Source organism: Acidovorax sp. ST3 (genome assembly GCF_003231145.1).
Lineage (GTDB): Bacteria > Pseudomonadota > Gammaproteobacteria > Burkholderiales > Burkholderiaceae_C > Acidovorax.
In genome coordinates this window covers 1-19,269 of sequence record NZ_QKVP01000003.1, presented here as the reverse complement: position 1 = coordinate 19,269, position 19,269 = coordinate 1, and the positions used below count along the sequence as shown (strand labels likewise).

At 67.1% G+C, this 19,269-nt stretch carries 16 protein-coding genes and 1 pseudogene; 10 read left to right on the top strand and 7 right to left on the bottom strand.

Translation table 11 applies throughout. From position 1 onward, the window contains the following. The first annotated feature begins 215 nt into the window (after positions 1-215). The 5 genes from DNK89_RS09380 (at position 216) to DNK89_RS09360 (ending at position 6,299) form a co-directional block, all read left to right on the top strand. Positions 216-1,211 (top strand): helix-turn-helix domain-containing protein, encoded by a 996-nt coding sequence (locus DNK89_RS09380; RefSeq protein WP_110959877.1) that lies wholly within the window; start codon positions 216-218, stop codon positions 1,209-1,211. 296 nt (positions 1,212-1,507) lie between these two features. Then, the gene (locus tag DNK89_RS09375) at positions 1,508-2,866 is read left to right on the top strand and encodes an efflux transporter outer membrane subunit (protein ID WP_203422239.1); all 1,359 of its coding nucleotides are present in this window, start codon (positions 1,508-1,510) and stop codon (positions 2,864-2,866) included. 54 nt (positions 2,867-2,920) lie between these two features. After that, positions 2,921-4,318 (top strand): efflux RND transporter periplasmic adaptor subunit, encoded by a 1,398-nt coding sequence (locus tag DNK89_RS09370; RefSeq protein WP_110959875.1) that lies wholly within the window; start codon positions 2,921-2,923, stop codon positions 4,316-4,318. Beyond that, complete coding sequence (locus tag DNK89_RS09365; RefSeq protein ID WP_110959874.1) at positions 4,315-5,094, top strand: ABC transporter ATP-binding protein; 780 nt, start codon at positions 4,315-4,317, stop codon at positions 5,092-5,094. Before DNK89_RS09370 ends, DNK89_RS09365 begins: the two co-directional genes overlap by 4 nt. Continuing rightward, positions 5,094-6,299, top strand: coding sequence for an ABC transporter permease (locus DNK89_RS09360; protein ID WP_110959873.1), 1,206 nt, complete (start codon positions 5,094-5,096; stop codon positions 6,297-6,299). Before DNK89_RS09365 ends, DNK89_RS09360 begins: the two co-directional genes overlap by 1 nt. A 156-nt stretch (positions 6,300-6,455) precedes the next feature. Here DNK89_RS09360 and DNK89_RS09355 read toward each other — a convergent pair whose 3' ends face one another. After that, positions 6,456-6,845, bottom strand: a complete 390-nt coding sequence (locus DNK89_RS09355) for an Hsp20/alpha crystallin family protein (RefSeq protein ID WP_099730807.1) — start codon at positions 6,843-6,845, stop codon at positions 6,456-6,458. A 92-nt stretch (positions 6,846-6,937) separates the two neighbouring features. On the opposite strand from DNK89_RS09355, the gene DNK89_RS09350 reads away from it, so the two are divergent. Next, positions 6,938-8,281 carry a branched-chain amino acid ABC transporter substrate-binding protein gene (locus tag DNK89_RS09350; RefSeq protein ID WP_110959872.1) on the top strand — a complete coding sequence of 448 codons (1,344 nt, stop codon included), beginning with the start codon at positions 6,938-6,940 and terminating at the stop codon, positions 8,279-8,281. 60 nt (positions 8,282-8,341) lie between these two features. Here DNK89_RS09350 and DNK89_RS09345 read toward each other — a convergent pair whose 3' ends face one another. From DNK89_RS09345 to DNK89_RS09320, 6 genes are all read right to left on the bottom strand, one after another. Further along, complete coding sequence (locus DNK89_RS09345; RefSeq protein ID WP_110960358.1) at positions 8,342-9,103, bottom strand: ABC transporter permease; 762 nt, start codon at positions 9,101-9,103, stop codon at positions 8,342-8,344. A 5-nt stretch (positions 9,104-9,108) separates the two neighbouring features. Beyond that, a complete protein-coding gene (locus tag DNK89_RS09340) occupies positions 9,109-10,101 on the bottom strand; it encodes an ABC transporter ATP-binding protein (protein WP_110959871.1) in 993 nt (330 codons plus the stop codon). 176 nt (positions 10,102-10,277) lie between these two features. Next, positions 10,278-11,390 carry a lytic murein transglycosylase B gene (gene mltB / locus DNK89_RS09335; RefSeq protein WP_110959870.1) on the bottom strand — a complete coding sequence of 371 codons (1,113 nt, stop codon included), beginning with the start codon at positions 11,388-11,390 and terminating at the stop codon, positions 10,278-10,280. Between the two features lie 141 nt (positions 11,391-11,531). Further along, on the bottom strand, positions 11,532-13,571 hold the full coding sequence (locus DNK89_RS09330; protein WP_110959869.1) for a DUF3488 and transglutaminase-like domain-containing protein: 2,040 nt from the start codon (positions 13,569-13,571) through the stop codon (positions 11,532-11,534). Positions 13,572-13,686: 115 nt separating this feature from the next. Beyond that, positions 13,687-14,730, bottom strand: coding sequence for a DUF58 domain-containing protein (locus DNK89_RS09325; protein WP_110959868.1), 1,044 nt, complete (start codon positions 14,728-14,730; stop codon positions 13,687-13,689). A gap of 3 nt (positions 14,731-14,733) precedes the next feature. After that, positions 14,734-15,654, bottom strand: coding sequence for a MoxR family ATPase (locus tag DNK89_RS09320; RefSeq protein ID WP_015015123.1), 921 nt, complete (start codon positions 15,652-15,654; stop codon positions 14,734-14,736). Between the two features lie 53 nt (positions 15,655-15,707). Here DNK89_RS09320 and DNK89_RS09315 point away from each other — a divergent pair, with 53 nt between their 5' ends. From DNK89_RS09315 to DNK89_RS09300, 4 genes and pseudogenes are all read left to right on the top strand, one after another. Continuing rightward, a complete protein-coding gene (locus tag DNK89_RS09315; protein WP_015015122.1) occupies positions 15,708-16,661 on the top strand; it encodes a histone deacetylase family protein in 954 nt (317 codons plus the stop codon). Positions 16,662-16,773: 112 nt separating this feature from the next. Next, a complete protein-coding gene (locus DNK89_RS09310) occupies positions 16,774-17,559 on the top strand; it encodes an enoyl-CoA hydratase (protein ID WP_203422238.1) in 786 nt (261 codons plus the stop codon). 11 nt (positions 17,560-17,570) lie between these two features. Beyond that, positions 17,571-18,899, top strand: a complete 1,329-nt coding sequence (locus DNK89_RS09305) for a mechanosensitive ion channel family protein (protein ID WP_110959866.1) — start codon at positions 17,571-17,573, stop codon at positions 18,897-18,899. A 225-nt stretch (positions 18,900-19,124) separates the two neighbouring features. Further along, positions 19,125-19,269 (top strand): annotated as a pseudogene (locus DNK89_RS09300) (electron transfer flavoprotein subunit beta/FixA family protein); the annotation flags it as partial.

Genomic DNA, 19,269 nt, shown 5'->3' with positions numbered 1-19,269 from the left:
TGTCTCCTCGGATGGGGCGTGCGTGGTGCACGCCGTGCCAAGAATCGTAGGGAGACGGGCCCCAGCGCGCTGCGCTGAGCGTGCACAAAACGCTTGCCTCAGCGTGCAGGCGGCAGCGGGTTTACCCGAATTTCCCTCGGTGGCACGGGGTAACGGGGCGCCGGATAATTCAGGGGCATAACGATCCGGCTTGCGCCCAACCGCCTGGAGACACCATGGCCCAATCATTGACCGAGGTATCCACCGACGCCGTGCCCGCGCGCGAACGCCTGCACCTGTGGGGCGATGCCGTGTGGCGCCTCATTGGCGGGCTGGAGTCCGATGCGTTTGGCGACGATGCCTTTGCGGGCCACATCACCTCGGGCCAGGCGGGCTATGTGAACCTGTGCCAGCTGGATGTGAGCCGCCACCGCGTGGTGCGCACCCCCAGCCTCATCCGGGGCAGCGACCGGGCCTACATCAAGGTGGTGGCGCAGCTCGAAGGGCGGGCCTGCTTTGAGCAAAACGGCCGCCAGGTGTGGCTGTCGCCCGGCGAGTGGAGCGTGTACGACACCACGCGCGCCTACGCCGTGAGCAACCCCGAGGCCGTGCGGCAGATGGTGCTGATGATCCCCAAGGAACAGCTGCCCGAGCGCAAGCTCAAGCTCGACGACCTCATGGTGCAGCGCTTCTCGGGCACCACGGGCGTGTCGCGCCTCGCGTGGGACACCATGCGCGCCGCGTTTGCCGAGCTGCCCACCATGTCCGACGCGGCCGCAGACGGTGTGGCCGATGTGATCACGCACCTGGTGCAGCTGTCGCTGCTGGAGCGCAACGGCCAGCAAAGCCTGCTGTCGCAGCGCGAGGCCCTGCGTGACCGCATCAGCCAGTACATCGACCGCCATCTGGGCGACCCAGACCTCACCATCGACCGCATGGCCCAGGCGCTCAACTGCAGCAAGCGGCACCTGTACAACGCGGTGGCCGACGACGCAGAAACCCTGGCCGCCATGATCCAGCGCCGCCGCCTGGAGGCCTGCCTGCGCGACCTGCGCCACCCTGCGCACGCACAGCGCTCGGTCACCGACATTGCGCTGTCCTGGGGCTTCAGCAACAGCGCGCATTTCAGCCGGGCGTTTCGCGCGCATGTGGGCTGCAGCCCCAGCGAATACCGGGCCCGGGCTTTTGCGCCGGTGGTGTTGCTGCGCGACGAGTCGCTGCGCGCGCACTGACCGACGACCTGGCCACAGGCGGGCTGTGCCCGTTGTGCGGCACTGCAGGCCCATGTGTTTGAGGTGCAGGCTGCGTCGTCGCGGCCGCCCAGTGATCGTTGACTTGCATCAATTCTTTACGCGGGCTTGACCCAGTCGGTACCTTGGCTGCGCAATCGCTGCTCACAATGGGGTTTTCCCCTGCGTAGCCATTGCCCATGCGTTTTCTCCCACCGGCCTCTCCAGGCGCTCCCACTGCTCGCACAGCGCACGTTGTGCGCGCTGCGCCGTGGAGGCAAACGGCCCTGATTGTGTGCGTGCTGCTCGCCACCGGGTGTGCCAGCCTGGCACCCACCGACGACACCTTGCCCCAGGTGGCCGTTCCTTCGGCTTGGTCTTCGGGAGGTAACGGTGCCTCGCAAGCGGCTGCAACTACATCCCTTGCCCAGTGGTGGCAGCGGCTTGACGATGCAGTGCTCACCACGCTGGTCGAGCAAGCCTTGCGCGCCAACACCAGCGTGCGCACTGCCCAGGCTTCGCTGCAGCAGGCGCGTGCGCAGGTAGATGTGCAATCGGCCGGGCTGCTGCCCAGCGTGGGCGCATCCGCCTCGGCGCAGCGCAGCCGCGCGAGCAACAGCACGGGCAATACCTTCCAGGCTGGTTTCGATGCAAGCTGGGAGCCCGATGTGTTTGGCCGCCTGCGCAGCGGCGTGAACGCCAGCGAGGCCGATGCGCGCGCGGCAGAGGCCAGCCTGGCCGACGTGCAGGTATCGCTGGCCGCCGAGGTGGCCGTCAACTACATCGAGCTGCGCGGGCTGCAGCAGCGCCTGGCCATTGCGCGCAGCAACCTGGCCAGCCAGCAGGAGACCCTGCAGCTCACGCAGTGGCGCCTGCAGGCCGGGCTGACCACCTCGCTCGTCACGGAGCAGGCCCGTGCAGCGGTCGAGCAGACGGCCGCGCAGATCCCCTCGCTCGAAGCCAGCCTGGCGCAGTCGCGCTACAGCCTGGCCGTGCTGACGGGGCAGGTGCCCGGTGCGCTCGACGCCACCCTGGCCGCCAGCGCGCCGGTACCGCAACCGACCACAGAGCTGGCCCTGGCGATACCGGCGGAGACGCTGCGCCAACGCCCCGATGTGCGCGCTGCCGAGCAGCGTATTGCCGCCGCCCTGGCGCGCGTGTCGCAGGCCGATGCGGCGCGCTACCCCAGCTTCTCCCTCGGCGGCTCGCTGGGCCTGCGCGCTCTCACGCTGGGGGCGTTATCGGGTGGCAGTGCCGTGACCAGTGCCTTGCTGGGCAGCGTGTCCATTCCGCTGCTGGATGGGGGCGCCGCCCGCGCTCAGCTGCGTGTGCAGTCTGCCGCGCTGGAGCAGGCCCGCGTGGCCTACGAAGCCACGGTGCTCACGGCCCTGCAGGATGTGGAGAACGCGCTGGTGGCCCTGCGCGGCGACCGCGAAAAGCTGGAGCGCCTGACCGCTGCCGCAGACGCAGCCCGCAACGCCGCCTTGCTGGCGCAGCAGCGCTACAGCAGCGGGCTCATTGATTTTCAGGCGGTGCTGGAGACGCAGCGCACGCTGCTTTCGACGCAAGAGAGCGTGGCCACCACCACCGCTGCGGTCGCGGCGGACCATGTGCGCCTCTACAAGGCGCTGGGGGGCGGCTGGCAGCCGGCCCCGTAACCCGGTCGCCCCGTTGCCCCGCTGCCTGCCCCCCCATTTTCTGAATCACATCCCATGCCCCATACCGAAACCTCCGTGACTTCTACCGCCTCCAAGGCCGCCAAGGCAGCCCCCGCCGACCTGAGCGCCTTGCTCGGCGCTGACCGGCCCCGCCGCTGGTGGCAGCGCACCACCGTGTGGCTGGGAGTGGCGGCGCTTGTCGTAGTGGGTGGTGGCTTGTATGCCTGGCAATCGCGCCAGAGCGCCAGCACCGCACCCACCTACGTCACCGAAGAGTTGCGCCGGGGCAATCTCACACTCACCGTGTCGGCCAACGGCACGCTGCAGCCTACGCGCTCGGTCACCATCGGCAGCGAGTTGTCGGGCACGGTGCGCAATGTGCTGGTGGATGTGAACGACAAGGTCAAGAAGGGGCAGCTGCTGGTGGAGCTGGACACCGCCAAGCTCGAAGCACAGGTGCTGCGCTCGCGCGCCTCGCTGGCATCGGCGCAGGCCCGCCTGGCCCAGGCCGTGGCCACCACCAAGGAGGCCATTGCCAACCTGGGCCGGCTCGAAGAAGTGGCCCGCCTGTCCGGCGGCAAGGTGCCCTCGGCCTCCGAGCTGGACGCAGGCCGCGCCACGCTGGACCGCGCCCGCGCCGACGAAACCAGCGCACGTGCCACGGTGGAAGACGCCCGTGCTGCGCTGTCCACCGACGAGACCAACCTGTCCAAGGCCTCCATCCGCTCGCCCATCGACGGCGTGGTGCTCACCCGGTCGGTGGAGCCTGGCAACGCAGTGGCTGCATCGTTGCAGGCGGTGACTTTGTTCACCGTGGCCGAAGACCTCACGCGGCTGCGGTTGGATGTGAGCGTGGACGAGGCCGATGTGGGCTCGGTCAAGGTGGGGCAGGACGCGAGCTTCACAGTCAGCGCCTATCCCTCGCGCCGCTATCCGGCCCAGGTCACGCGCGTGTCGTTTGGCTCCACCAAGACGGACAACGTGGTGACCTACATCACCTGGCTGGAGGTGAACAACAGCGACATGAGCCTGCGCCCTGGCATGACGGCGGCGGCCACCATTACGTCCACCGAGCGCAAGGACGTGCTGCTGGTGCCCAACACGGCATTGCGCTTCACGCCCGCTCAGGCTGCCGGGGGCGATGCGAAGCCCGGGGCGGGTGGCGCCAAGCCTGCCGCATCGGGCAGCGGCAGTGGTGGCGGCATCATGTCGCAGCTCATGCCGCGCATGCCCCGCTCGGGCTCGGGTCCACGCAAGCCGGGTGCAGGTGCAGAGGCAGGCGATGGTGCGGGCAAGACGCGGCAGGTGTGGGTGCTGCAAGACGGTGCTGCCAAGCCCATCGATGTGCAGGTGGGCATCAGCGACGGCCGCCATACCGAGGTCAGCGGCGAGGGCCTGACCCCTGGCATGGCCGTGATCACCGACCAGCGCGCGGCAGGGGCCAAGCCATGAGCGTGGCGGGCGACACTCCCCTCATCCGCCTGCGCGGCGTGACCAAGGTCTATGGCGAAGGGGCGCTGGCCTTTCAGGCGCTCAAGGGCGTGGACTTGGACATCGCGCCGGGTGACTTTGTGGCCATCATGGGCCCCAGCGGCTCGGGCAAGTCCACCGCCATGAACACGCTGGGCTGCCTGGACCGGCCCACCACGGGCGAGTATCTGTTCAAAGGCGTGCACGTGGAATCGCTCTCGCGCGACGAGCGGGCGCGGCTGCGGCGGCGCTACTTTGGCTTTGTGTTCCAGGGCTTCAACCTGCTGGCGCGTACCTCGGCGCAAGAGAATGTGGAGCTGCCCCTGCTGTACCGGGGCGAATCCGCAGCGGCACGCCACGCGGCGGCGGCCCGGGCACTGGATGCGGTGGGCCTCAAGGGCTGGGAGCACCACACGCCTGCCGAGCTGTCGGGCGGGCAGCAGCAGCGCGTGGCTATTGCGCGCGCCATCGTCACCGAGCCCGATGTGCTGCTGGCCGACGAGCCCACCGGCAACCTCGACACCCAGCGCAGCTTCGAGATCATGGAACTGCTGTGGCGCCTGAACTCCGACCACGGCATCACCGTGCTGATGGTCACGCACGAGCCCGACATGGCGCAGTACGCGCGGCGCATCGTGCGGTTTGTGGATGGTGTGGTGGACAGCGATGCGGCCAACCCGCACCCCAAGGGGTTGGATGCTGACGCGGGATCGAACGCAGCGGCTGTGGTCAGTAGTTCGGACGCAGGAGGCCACTGATGCTGCTCAACACCCTGCTGCTGGCGCTGCGCTCCATCCGGCGCAATCTCATGCGCTCCTTCCTCACCATCCTGGGCATCGTGATCGGCGTGAGCGCGGTGATCACCATGGTCACGCTGGGCAACGGCGCCACCCTGGCCATCCAGAACCAGATATCGGGCCTGGGCACCAACCTGCTGCAGGTACGCCCCGGCCAGCGCATGGGGCCCGGCGGTGGCACCGGCGCCCCGGCCTTCAAGGACACCGATGCCGACATGATCGCGCAGCAGATCGGCGGCATCCTGGCCGTGGCGCCCGAGGCGCGTGCCGCCGCCACGGCGGTGGTGGGCGGGCGCAACTGGACGACCAGCGTGATCGGCAGCACCAACGCCTGGCTGGAGACCGGCAATTGGACGGTGCGCACTGGCCGCGTCTTTACCGACGCCGAATTGCGCGCGGGTGCCGCCGTCTGCCTGATCGGCGAGACCGTGCGGCGCGAGCTGTTTGGTACCGCCGATGCCGTGGGCGGCCAGCTGCGCGTGAAGGCGTTTTCGTGCGAGGTGGTGGGTGTGCTCGCGTCCAAAGGGCAGGGCGCGTTTGGCAACGACCAGGACGACACCGTGCTGGTGCCCCTGCGCACGCTGCAGCGCCGCGTGACGGGCAACACGCGGGTGAACACGCTGCTGGTGTCGATGAAGGACGGCAGCGACCCCGAGCGGGTGAAGGCCAGCCTCACGCAGTTGCTGCGCGAGCTGCGCAAGCTGTCGGACTCGGACGAAGACAACTTCAACGTGCTCGACACCAAGCAGCTGGCCGACACGCTCTCGGGCACTACCAAGGTGTTGACCACGCTGCTGGGCGCCGTGGCAGCCGTGAGCCTGCTGGTGGGCGGCATCGGCATCATGAACATCATGCTGGTGAGCGTGACCGAGCGCACGCGCGAGATTGGCCTGCGCCTGGCCATTGGCGCGCTGGAGCGCGAGGTGTTGCTGCAGTTCCTGATTGAGGCCGTGGTGCTGGCCGCGCTGGGTGGGCTCATCGGCATCTTGCTGGCCACGGGCGCGTCCCTGGCGCTATCGGGGCTGATGGGGGTGCCCTACCTGTTCAACCCTGGCGTGAACCTGCTGTCGTTTGTGTTTTCGGCCGGGATCGGTGTGGTGTTTGGCTACTTCCCGGCGCGGCGCGCGGCACGCATGGACCCCATCGATGCGCTACGGCACGAGTGAGCAAGGCCGTGGGCTGGCTGCCGAATGGCGTCTGACCGGGTGCCCTGGAAGAAAAAACAAGCAAAAAAGGCATGAAGCGCTAGTGCATCATGCCTTGATTGCTATTGAAAATATAGCGATGGCCGTCATGCGCCATCGCCTTGGGAGCGGCTGGCTTCAGTGAATGGTCAGCGTGGTGGCCTTGCTCACGGGCTCCAGGCGGACCAGCGTCAGGGTCAGCACGCCGTTTTCCAGCTTGGCGGTGCTGGCGCTGGCATCGATCTCGGTGGGCAGCTCCCACGCGCGCTGCACCTTGCGCGGTGCGCCTTCCACGCTTTGCACCTGCACCACCTGGCCTTCGATGCTGATCGAGAGCTGTTCGCGGGCCAGGCCGGGTACGTCCAGCTGCAAGGTGGTGGCCTTTTCGTCCTGCGTCACGGTGCAGCCCGCAGCGGGTGCTGCGGCAGGCTGTGCCAGCGCGCCCATCAGAAAACGTTGCAGCGCCAGGTCGGCGGAACGGGGGGCTTGGGCATAAGCTGCGCGGCGGATCACGGGGGCGAAGATCATGGGTAACTCCTATACACTGCGCGGCTCTCGACGTGGTCGCCGCATGGCAGAGAGGTGTGTGCGGCCACGCCGCATTTCAAGGGAAAAATGCCATGAATAAATTGCAATCTGTGGGCTTGAAATCAGGCGCTGCGGCATTACGTCACACCGTTTGGGCAGCCGCAGTGGCCCTTGCAGGCGCCGTGGCGTTGGCGCCTGCCGCGCAAGCGCAGACCCCGCCCTCGGCAGCCGTGGCCCAGGCCAGGCCGGTCAAGCTGGCGCTCATCGAAAGCCTGTCGGGCCCTTTTGCCAACACGGGCGAGGCTGTGTACCGCAATATCTACTGGGCCATGGAGCGCGTGAACGCACGCGGCGGCGTGCAGCTGCCTGCCAGCAGCGGCGGCCCCCGCCCGCTGGTGCTGGAGCGCTACGACAGCAAGGGCCAGAACGAAGAGGCCTTGTCCGCGCTGCGCGCCGCGATTGACGATGGTGCGCAGGTCATCCTGCAGGGCAATTCGTCGTCCACGGCCGCCGTGCTGATCGAGGCCATCAACAAGCACAACGAGCGCGAGCCGAACAAGCGCGTGCTGTTCCTCAACTACTCGGCGGTGGACCCCATCCTCACCAACGAGAAGTGCAGCTTCTGGCACTTCCGTTTTGATGCCCATGCCGACATGCGCATGGCCGCGCTGATGGAGGTGATGCGCGAGGACAAGGCCTTGAAGAGCGTCTACCTCATCGGCCAGGACTACAGCTTTGGCCAGGCCGTGCTGCGCGAGGCCAAGAAGCAGCTGGCTGCCCAGCGCCCCGATGTGGCGGTGGTGGGCGAAGAGCTGCACCCCATCGGCCGCGTGAAGGACTTTGCGCCCTACGCCGTCAAGATCAAGAGCAGCGGCGCACAGGCCGTGGTCACCGGCAACTGGGGCAACGATCTCACGCTGCTGATCAAGGCCGCGCGGGACGTGGGCTACGAGGGCAGCTTCTACACCTTCTACGGCAACGCGCTGGGTGCGCCCGCTGCGATTGGCGACGCCGGCGTCGGCAAGGTGGTGGCCGTGGCCGACTGGCTGCCCAACGTGCCGGGGGCGCAGAGCGAGGCGTTCTACCAGTCCTTTCGTACACGCTTTCCCAAGCCGCAGGACGACTATGTGCACATGCGCATGCAACTGATGGTGGAGGCACTGGCCCAGTCCATCGAGCGTGCGGGCAGCACTGATGTGGTGGCCATTGCGCGCCAGATGGAATCGGCCAACGTGCAGCTGGCCGGCCAGGGCGGCACCATGCGCGCGGCCGACCACCAGTTCCAGCAGGCCCTGGCGGTGGGCGTGATGGACAAGAAGGGCGCGCCCGGCGTGAAGTTCGACGTGGAAGGCTCGGGCTACGGCTTCCGCGTGGTGCGGCAGATTGCAGCGGCGAAGGCGCAGCAGCCGCACAGCTGCCAAATGCAGCGTTATTGATGCAGCGCTACTGATGCGTGGGTCCGCCCCGGGCGGCCGGGCCGACTGGGGTGATCGCGCTCAGCGCCGGATGCGGTGGCCTGTCTTGAACACCCACCACACTACGGTGAGGCACAGGGCCATGAACACCAGCGTCATGCTGGTGCTCACCGCGATGTGCACATCGGCGTGGCCGTAGAACGCCCACCGCAGCCCGCTGATGAGATACACCACCGGGTTGAACAACGAGACGGTCTGCCAGAACGGCGGCAGCATGCTGATGCTGTAAAACGCTCCGCCCAGAAAGGTGAGCGGCGTGATCACCAGCAGCGGGATCACCTGCAGCTTCTGAAAGCTGTCGGCCCACAGGCCGATCAGGAAGCCGAACAGGCAGAACGCGACGGCCGTAAGCACCAGAAAGCCCACCATCCACACCGGGTGCGCCACCTCGTACGGAACGAACACCCGGGCGGTGGACAGGATGAGCACCGACACCAGCAGCGACTTGCTGGCCGCTGCGCCCACATAGCCCAGCAGCACCTCCACCCAGTTGACCGGCGCGCTCAGCAGCTCGTAGATGGTGCCTGACCACTTGGGCATGTAGATGCCGAAGGCCGAGTTGGAAATGCTCTCGGAGAGCAGTGACAGCATGAGCAGGCCGGGGATGATGTAGGCGCCATAGCTCACCCCGCCGATGTCACCCATGCGCGAGCCGATGGCGGAGCCGAAGACGATGAAGTACAGCGCGGTAGTCAGCACGGGCGCAATGAGGCTCTGCATCCAGGTGCGGAAGGCTCGGTTCATCTCAAAGCGGTAGATGGCGCGCACGCCATGCAGGTTCACACCGGTCATGCAGGAATCGCTTTCTGGGCCGAAGGGGTGGGGGCCATGTCCTGGTGCACCAGGCTCACGAAGATGTCTTCGAGCGAGCTCTCGCTGGAATGCAGGTCCTTGAAGTCGATGCCGTGCTCCGTCAGGGCGCGCAGCAGGGCGGCGATGCCGGTGTCTTCCCGCTGCGTGTCGAAGGTGTAGGTCAGCACGGTGCCACCCTGGCTCAGCGCCAGGGGCCAGCGGGCGAGCGATGCGGGCACCTGCTCCATAGGCTGCTGCAGCGTGATGGCCAGCGCTTTCTTGCCCAGCTTGCGCATCAGCACGGCCTTATCTTCCACCACGATCAACTCGCCCTTGCGGATCACGCCGATGCGGTCGGCCATGTCCTCGGCTTCTTCCAGGTAGTGGGTGGTCAGGATGATGGTGGTGCCCGCGTCGCGCAGCGCCCGCACCAGGCGCCACATGTCGTGGCGCAGCTCCACATCCACGCCCGCGCTGGGTTCGTCGAGGAACAGAATCTTGGGCTCATGCGACAGCGCCTTGGCGATCAGCACGCGGCGTTTCATGCCGCCCGACAGCGCAAGGATCTTGTTGTCCTTCTTGTCCCACAGCGACAGGTCTTTGAGGATCTTCTCGATGTATGCAGGGTTGGGGGCCTTGCCAAACAGCCCTCGGCTGAAGTTCACCGTGGCCCACACGGTCTCGAACGAGTCGGTGTGAAGCTCCTGGGGCACCAGGCCAATCGCAGCACGGGCTGCGCGGTAGTCGCGTACCGTGTCGTGCCCATCTGCCGTGACGGTGCCCGCCGTGGCATTGCTCATGCCGCAAATCACGCTGATCAGCGTGGTCTTGCCCGCGCCATTGGGCCCCAGCAGGGCAAAGATCTCGCCGCGCCGGATGTCCAGGTCGATGTTCTTGAGTGCCTGAAAGCCGCCGGCGTAGGTTTTGCTCAGGCCGCGTACGCGGACGATGGCGTCCGTGTCGGGTGCTGGAGAAGGTGATGCAGGCATGGGGAAGGTTCTCTTGGAGGGCCAGGGCGTTCCGCCGTGGCCGGGCCGCTGTGCAAGCGGTCGGAGTCGGGCATTGTGGACTGACTTGCGCAAGCGTGCAGGGCAGGGGCTCCGTGCCCGCAGAAACCTCCGGGTTCAGCCGGTAGGTGTTTGGTTAGCAGCGCAGGGGTTCGCCATCAGCGCGCTGCCGCCACCTCGCGGCCCAGCTCGATCACCGCCATGGCGTAGTAGCTGGACCAGTTGTAGCGGGTGATGGCGTAGAAGTTCTCGGTGCCCGCCACGTAGCTGGGCGCATCGTTGCCGTTTTGCAGTTCCACCAGCGCCAGCGGGCCCGTGTGCTGCACGCCCTGGGCATCCAGCACAGCGCCCTTGGCCAACATGCTGGCGGCACTGAAGGTGGGCAGGATGTCGGGGGCGAGCAGGTCGTCCAGCTGCAGGCGCGCATTGTCGAACTGCACCCCAAAGTGCGTGGGCATGCCGGGCGTCCAGCCGTGGCCGCGGAAGTAGTTGGCCACCGAGCCAATGGCATCGGCCGGGCTCTTGAACAGGTCCACGCGGCCGTCGCCGTCGAAGTCCACCGCGTAGCGCACCCAGCTCGATGGCATGAACTGGCCCAGACCCATGGCGCCCGCGTAGCTGCCGCGTGGCTCAAACGGGTCGGTGTTGCTGCGGTTGGTGAGGCTCAGGAACTGCTCCAGCTCGCGGCGGAAGAATTCGGTGCGCTCCTTGGCGCGCGGGTGGGCGGAGGGGAAGTCGAACGCCAGGGTGGCCAGCGCGTCCATCACGCGGAAGGTGCCCATCTGCTGGCCGTAGATGGTCTCCACCCCGATGATGCCCACGATGATCTCGGCGGGCACGCCAAACTCGCGTTCGGCACGCTCCAGCGTGGCCTGGTTCTCTTGCCAGAAGCGCACGCCTGCACGGATGCGGATGGGGTCGATGAAGCGGCTGCGGTAAACGCGCCAGTTCTTGGCCGTTCCCTTGGCCGGCGGCAGCATGAGGCGTGGCACCTGGGGCAGAAAATGCGCCTGGCCGATGGCCTGACGCACCCATTCGCGGTCCAGGTCGCGGCGCGTGGCCAGGTCGTCGGCAAACTCCATGGCCTCGGGGCGCGATGCGTAGAGCACCGGTGCCTTGGCACTGGCCCGCCCCTGGGGGGCCTGGCCGGCTTTGGCGTGAGCCTTTTGGGCTGCTGATTTGGGTTGTTTTTCGGGCTTTGCGCTGACGGGTAATGCACAGGCAGCTATCAAAAAAATAGCTGCTGCGGTCCATGGTGCTGTCTTCTTCATGTCAATGGTTCGTCATGTTGTGGCTCCCTGTAGCGCCCGATACCGGCGCGCTCCAAGACCAGGAATGCCAAGCAAGGGCCGCCCCTCATCGAGGGCATCGTCCCCCTTGGGGGGAAGCGGCGCAGCCGCTCCGGGGATGATTCACTGCTTCGGCCAGGCGATGCTGCGGAACTCCCGACGCAAGTCGCCCAGCGCGGCCTCCGGGTGGGGGGCATAGCGCACGCGCTCCAGCCGCAGCAGCCAGTCGGCCACCGCCGCAGCGGGTGCGCCGAATTGTGCCTGTACCCGCTCGGCCATGGCCCGGGGCGGCAAGGTGTCGGGCACCACCAGCCCGGCGCGGGCCAGGCGCTGGCGCGCGCGTGCCAGCAGACGCAGCCAGGGGTCGTGCTGGCTGCGCTCCCACAGGCTCCAGCCCATGCCCCCGAGGGCCGCCACGATGATCAGGATGCCCAGCACCATGGTCAGGTCCTGCCAGCTGGGCGACTCAAAGCCCAGGGACTTGAGCAGGTCCAGCTGGCGGCTTTGCGTGTAGTTGAGTACCCACTGGTTCCAGCTGTTGTTGACGGCCTCCCACACGGCGCGCAGGTTCTGCGCCAGGCCCGGGCTGATGACCGTGCCCATGGCGGTGGCAAAGGCCCCCTGGGGAGCGCGCAGCCGCTGAAAGGCCCCGGTGCGGCCGGGCGACACGGCACCCGTGGGGTCCACCCGCACCCAGCCCCGGCCGGCCAGCCAGACTTCGGCCCAGGCGTGGGCATCGCTTTGGCGCACGGTCCATATGCCGTCCACGGGGTTGCGGTCGCCACCCTGGTAGCCGGTGACGATGCGAGCTGGGATGTCGAGCGCACGCATCAGCACCACAAAGGCCGAGGAAATGTGCTCGCAAAACCCTTCCTTGCGGTCAAACCAGAACTCGTCGGCCGTGTGCTGGCCGTACGCGCCGGGCTCCAGCGTGTAGACATATCCGCCGGTACGCAGGCGGGTCAGGGCGGCATTGACCAGCGCCTCGGTGTTGTCCTGCGCCGGGTTGGGGTTGAGTGCGGGGTCGTTGCGCATTTGCTGGGCCAGTGCCAGCGTGCGGGGGTTGAAACCGGTGGGCAGCTCGGTGTAGGTGCGCAGAGCGGCGTTGGGGGTGCTGGGGCCGTGGGCAAACTGCGTGTAGCTTTCGGCCTTGTAGCGCACCACATCCGTCACGGCGCGGGTGGTCAGCCACTGCAGGTCCTGCGTCATGAAGGTGTCCATGCCGGCCACGGCGGGCTTGTCCACCGCAGCATCCAGCAGCAGCAGCCAGGGGCGCTGGTGAGGCTCCAGCGTGACCTCGTAGCGCACGGGCTGGCCTTGCACGCGCAGATTGGCGACAGTGTTGGCGCGTGCCTGCGAATAATCGCCCGGGCGGGGCGACACCGGGTGCCATTCGACACCATCGAAGGTGCCGAACACCGGGCCACGGAAGTACAGGTCGCTCTGCGGTGGCGCGGCGCCGTCAGGGGTGTCAAACCGCACGCGCATGGCCACCGTGTCGTCCAGCGCCAGCTCGGCAATGTTGCCCACCTTCATCACGCCGGACAGGCCGCTGCGCCCGCTCATGGTGTCGCTGGGCATGCCCCACAGGGGCGCCATGCGCGGGAACAGCATGAACAGCGCCGCCATGATGGGCGCGCCCAGCAGGGCCATGGTGCCTGCGGTGCGCAGTGCCTGCGACAGCGGAGGGCGCCCCACGGGCATGTGTGCGTTGACCAGGGCCGTGAGCAGCCCCAGCAGGGCCACCAGCATGGCAGCGGCCGTGAACAGCGACTGCGAGAAGAAGAAGTTGCTGAGCATCGTGAAGAAGCCCAGGAAGAACACCACCAGCGCATCGCGCCGTGCGCGCAGCTCCAGCATCTTGAGCGCCAGCAGCATCACGATCAGCGTCACCCCGGCATCGCGGCCCAGGATGGTGCGGTGGGTGTACAGCGTGCCCGCCACCGCGATCACCAGCGGAACGGCCAGCACCCAGCGCGTCGGCAGTGGGCGGCCCTTGAAGGCCAGCCAGCCGCGCCACAGCATCAGCCCGGCCGCCAGCAGGCTTGCCCATGCGGGCAAAACGTTGACCTGCGGGGCGATGACCCACGCAATCACGACGAGCAGAAACAGCGTGTCGCGCGCGTCGCGCGGCAGTGCGTGGAGCGTCTGGCGCAGGCTCATGGCTGCGCGGCGGGGTGGAGGGCGATGGATTTCATTTTGCTATGTATTTGATAGCTTCTGAGGCAATATGAACATGCGCTTGAGGCCAATATGGACTGAAATAAGCGGCGGCGGGTTAACACAGCGCCAAGGCCTCCAGGCAGCGCCTGCGGTGGGTTGCCCCGGTGTCGGGTGCGATCTCGGTGCCGGGCAGGCGCAGGCCATAGTCCAGGCCCAGGCGGTCGGCCTGCAGCACCCAGGCCGTCAGGCGCGACACGCGTGCCTCGTGGTTGGGCAGCGCGGCGTGGGCCAGATCCAGCCACAGCTCGTGCCGCTGGGCCTGCTGCGCATCGCGGCTCACCAGGTCGTCGGTGCCAGTGGCCAGCGACTTGGCGGCCTTCTTCCAGACCACCAGTTTGAGCGGGTCGCCCCGCCGGTAGGCCCGCACGCCGTCGAATTCGCCAATGCCCTGCGACGGCGCATGACCCGTGCCCCCGGCGCGGGGCTCGCCCGGCGGCAGGGGTTGTGGCGGCACCTCGGGCGCGGGGTACACCAGCACCTCGGCAGCGGGGCGCCAATAGGTCCATACGCGGAAGGTGCCCAGCGGAAACCGCGTCTCGGCCGTCAGGGTGGGCACGCGGTGCAGCCCCCGGCGCCCGGGCTGGAAGGCCACCTGCACGCTGGCCTGGCCTTGAGCGGGCACGTCGGTCCAGGCCCAGTGGTGCTCGGCCTTGCCGGTGCCGTGCACGGCCAGGGCAATGCCATAACGCGGCGACTTGCGATCACTGGACAACTGGATCTCAAACGCCGTGCTGGTGCCCAGAAAATGTGGCTCAGGGGCCTTCAGGTGCAGCGTCAGCCCGCGCAGGTTGGCGTGGCAAATGTGCATACCCACCACCGCGCTGCCGGCCAGCAAAAAGGTCAGCAGGTAGCCCAGGTTGAGCTGGTAGTTGATGGAGGCCACCAGCAGCACCACGAGCGTGAGCGCCAGCATCCAGCCCGAGCTGGTAGGCAGTATGTAGACATTGCGCTGGGTGAGCTGCAGCGTGTCGGACAGCGGCAGGCGTGCCTGCCACCAGCGCTGGAATCGCCTGCGAAGGCGTGCCGCGGGGCTGAGCCGCGCGGCCAGGCCGCGCCAGCCCGTGGGCGTGGTGAGGGAAGGGTGGGCGGCGGATTCCATCTGTCAGGGCAGCGGCACGGCATCGACCATGGCGCGCACCTGCTCGACTGCGCCGCGCCCGGCGTCGCCCACGGGCACCAGGCGGTGGGCAATGGTCTGCGGCAGCACGGCCTGCACATCGTCGGGCGCCACATAGTCGCGTCCGCTGATGAGGGCCTGGGCCTTGGCCGCGCGCAGCAGGGCAATGCCCGCGCGAGGCGACAGGCCCTGCAAGAACCAGCGGCCCGAGCGGGTGGCGGCGATCAGGTCCTGCACATAGTTGAGCAGCGGATCGGCGGTGTGCACGGCCTGCACCTGGCGCTGCAGCTCGGTCAGCTCCTCGGCCGAAAGCAGCGGCAGCAGGCTGCTCACCATGTCGCGCCGGTCGTCGCCCGACAACAGCAGGCGCTCGGCGGCGCGGTCGGGGTAGCCGATGGAGATGCGCATCAAGAAGCGGTCAAGCTGCGACTCGGGCAGCGCAAAGGTGCCGAGCTGGTCGTGCGGGTTCTGGGTAGCGATCACGAAGAACGGGTGGGGCAGTGCGCGGGTTTCGCCCTCGACCGAGACCTGCTTTTCTTCCATGGCTTCGAGCAGGGCGCTCTGCGTTTTGGGACTGGCGCGGTTGATCTCGTCGGCCAGCAGCACCTGGGCAAACACCGGGCCGGGGTGAAACACAAAGGCTTCCTTGCCTCGTTCGTACACCGACACGCCGGTCAGGTCGCTGGGCATCAGGTCAGCAGTGAACTGGACGCGCGAGAACTGCAGCCCGAAGGTGTGTGACAGCGCGTGCGCCAGGGTGGTCTTGCCCACGCCGGGCACGTCTTCGATGAGCAGGTGCCCCCCCGCCAGCAGGCAGGCCACGCAGTCCTGAACCTGGGCCTTTTTGCCCACGATCACCGTGTTAAGCTGATCCAGGAGCGATTTGATCTTGTGCTGTGCATTCATGGCACGACGTTATCCGAAAAACGGCAAAAAATGCGAGACGCGGGGACAAGACTGTGAGCAAGACGGGCTATTTCACCCACCGGGATTGTTGGAAGCACGAGATGGGCCCGGGCCACCCCGAATGCCCCGAGCGGCTGGATGCGATTGAAGACCGTTTGCTGGTCACCGGCGTGGGGGATGCGCTGGAGCGCTACGAGGCGCCCGAAGCCTCACTGGCCGACATCGAACTGGCCCATGGCCGCATGCACATTGCGGCGCTGCGCGGCCTGTCCGACCGGCTGAATGAAGAGCTGATGGCCGGCGGCCCGAGCTACGCGCAGATCGACACCGACACCTCCATCAACGCCCATACCTGGAAGGCATCCTTGCGCGCCGCAGGTGCCGCGCTGGCCGCCACCGATGCGGTGATGGCGGGCGAGGTCGAAAACGCATTCTGTTCCGTGCGCCCCCCGGGGCACCATGCCTGCCGCGACAAGGCGATGGGCTTTTGTTTTTTCAACAACGTGGCGGTGGCGGTCAAATATGCGCTGCAGCGCTACAACCTGCAGCGGGTGGCGGTGGTGGACTTTGACGTGCACCACGGCAATGGCACCGAAGACATCCTGGCCAATGACCCGCGCGCGCTGATGGTCAGCATCTTCCAGCACCCGTTCTACCCCTACAGCGGCGACCACGACCCGGCCCCCAACATGGTCAACGTGCCGGTGCCCGCGTACACGCGCGGCATGGACATCCGGGAGATCATCGAGATGATGTGGATGCCCCGGCTGGAGGCCTTCAAGCCCGAGATGATTTTTGTGAGTGCTGGCTTTGACGGCCACCGCGAGGACGACATGGGCCAGCTGGGCCTGACCGAGCAGGACTACACCTGGATCACCCAGCGCGTGAAGGATGTGGCTCGGCGCTACTCCAAGGGGCGCATCGTGTCTTGCCTGGAGGGGGGCTACGTGATGGGCCCGCTGGCGCGCAGCGTGGAGGCGCATCTGCGGGTTCTAGCCGACTTGTAAGCCCTCTCAGCCTGGAGCACCTGCGCTCTGACAGGCCGCCTGCTTGGTGGCGATGGCCTGGAGACGCGCCAGTCTCGGCGGTGCCGGTCGTGCAAAACACTGGAGAAGAATGATGACGAATTCCCATGAGCTGCTGCATATTGCCCGCGACACACGCGGCGTGGTCACCCTGACCCTGAACGACCCCACCCGCTTCAACGCGCTGGGCAGCGAGATGCTCACAGCACTGCAGCAGGCGCTCGACGATGCGGGCCGCGACGAATCGGTGCGTGTGGTGGTGCTGGCGGCAGCCGGCAAGGCGTTTTGCGCGGGCCACAACCTCAAGGACATGGCGGCCCACCCAGAGCTGGCTTACTACCAGAAGCTCTTTGCGCAGTGCAGCCGCATGATGCTGACCATCCACAAGCTCAGCGTGCCCGTCATTGCGCGGGTGCAGGGCATGGCGACGGCTGCGGGGTGCCAGCTGGTGGCGCAGTGTGATCTGGCCGTGGCGGCCGACAGCGCGAGCTTTGCCACCAGCGGCATTCATTACGGCCTTTTCTGTGCCACGCCCAGTGTGCCGCTGGTGCGCAACTTGCCTGCCAAGCGGGCGATGGAAATGCTGCTCACCGGTGATTTCATCGATGCGCCCACCGCGCTGGCGCAAGGGCTGGTGAACCGCGTCGTGCCCGCCGATGCGCTGGATGCCGAGGTCGAGCAACTGGTGCAATCTATCCTGCAGAAGCCGCGCGTGGCTGTGGCCATGGGCAAGGCGCTGGTGTACCAGCAGCGCGAGCTGGGCATCGATGCAGCCTACCAGCTGGCCGGCCAGACCATGGCCACCAACATGATGGACGAGGCCGCCCAGGAGGGCGCCCGTGCGTTTGCCGAGAAGCGCCAGCCCGCCTGGAAGCGTTGAGGCACGGCACGATGGACAAGCCGATGCTCGACGACGTGGGCCTGTGGGTGCAGGCCTTTCTCAGCCCCACGGTGCTGGTGGAGCTGGCCGTTCTGGTCGTCTGCGTGGGCCTGGCCTGGGGGCTGGTGGCGCTGCTGCAGCGCGGCCTGCGCCGGGGCGACCCGCGCTCCATCCTCTTTGGGGTGCGGATTGTGGATGGCGCGCTGTTCCCGCTGGTGCTACTGAGTCTGGCCTACATCGCGCGCACCCTGCTGCACCACTGGGTGGCGCTGGCCGCGTTCAAGATTGCGATCCCCGTGCTGGTAGCGCTGGTGGTCATTCGCATCGGCGTGAAGGTGCTGCAGGTGGCCTATCCGGATGCTGCCTGGGTGCGGCCCATCGAGCGCTCCATCTCCTGGATGGCGTGGCTGGGCATGGTGCTGTGGGTCACCGGGCTGCTGCCGCTGGTGCTGGACGAGCTGGACCAGATTCACTGGAAGGTGGGCGGGGCGACGCTGTCGGTGCGCACCATCATCGAAGGGGCGGTCACCGCCGCAGCGGTGCTGCTGATTGCCTTGTGGATCTCGGCGGCCATCGAGTCGCGCCTGCTGCGCTCGGCCACGGGGGCCGAGCTGTCGCTGCGCAAGGCAGTCAGCAATGCGGTACGGGCGCTGCTGGTATTTGTGGGCTTGCTGGTGGCCCTGTCGTCGGTGGGCATCGACCTGACTGCGCTGTCGGTGCTGGGTGGTGCGGTCGGCGTGGGCATTGGCTTTGGCCTGCAGAAGCTGGCTGCCAACTATGTCAGTGGCTTTGTGATCCTGGCTGAGCGCAGCATGCGCATTGGTGACAACGTCAAGCTCGACAACTTCGAGGGGCGCATCACGCAGATCAACGCCCGCTACACCGTCATCCGCTCATCGTCTGGCCGGGAGTCCATCGTGCCCAACGAGATGCTCATTACCCAACGGATAGAGAACCTGTCGCTCAGCGACCCCCGGGTGTGGATGTCCACCGTGGTCAGCGTTGCCTATGAGAGCGATGTGGACCAGGTGGCCCAGTTGCTCACCAATGCCGCCCTGGTCAGCCCGCGCGTGCTGCGCGACCCGGCCCCCAGCGCGGCGCTATCGGCCTTTGGGGCCGATGGGCTGGAGTTCACCGTGGGGTTCTGGATTGCGGACCCTGAAAACGGGTCGTTGGGACTGCGTTCGGATATCAACCGGGCCATCCTGAGTGCGCTGCGGGCCCACCAGATCGAAATCCCTTACCCGCAGCGGGTCATGCATGTCCAGGTCGATGGCGCAGTCCCGGCTGCGATGTCGCCGGGCGGGACTCCCGCGCCAGCACCCGCTTCTGCGGGCTGAGCCGGGGGCACGCCGATGTCCCGGTGGGAGGCCGGTAGCGCAGGCGACAGCCCACTCTAGACACTGGCCTTGTGCACTCGCCTATAATCCACAAAAAGCACGATCGTTCTTTTTTGTGATTGTGCAGTCTGTGTGGTGGCTCCGTAGCGCTTTCGCTGCAGTGCGACATAGAATGTTCTAGTTTACGTAAACGTCAATTCAACCAACTCTCTAGGAGCCGCAGCAATGAAGGTCTTGGTCCCTGTCAAGCGCGTGGTGGACTACAACGTGAAGGTCCGCGTGAAGTCGGACAACACGGGTGTGGACATCGCCAACGTGAAGATGAGCATGAACCCCTTTGACGAAATCGCCGTTGAAGAGGCCGTGCGCC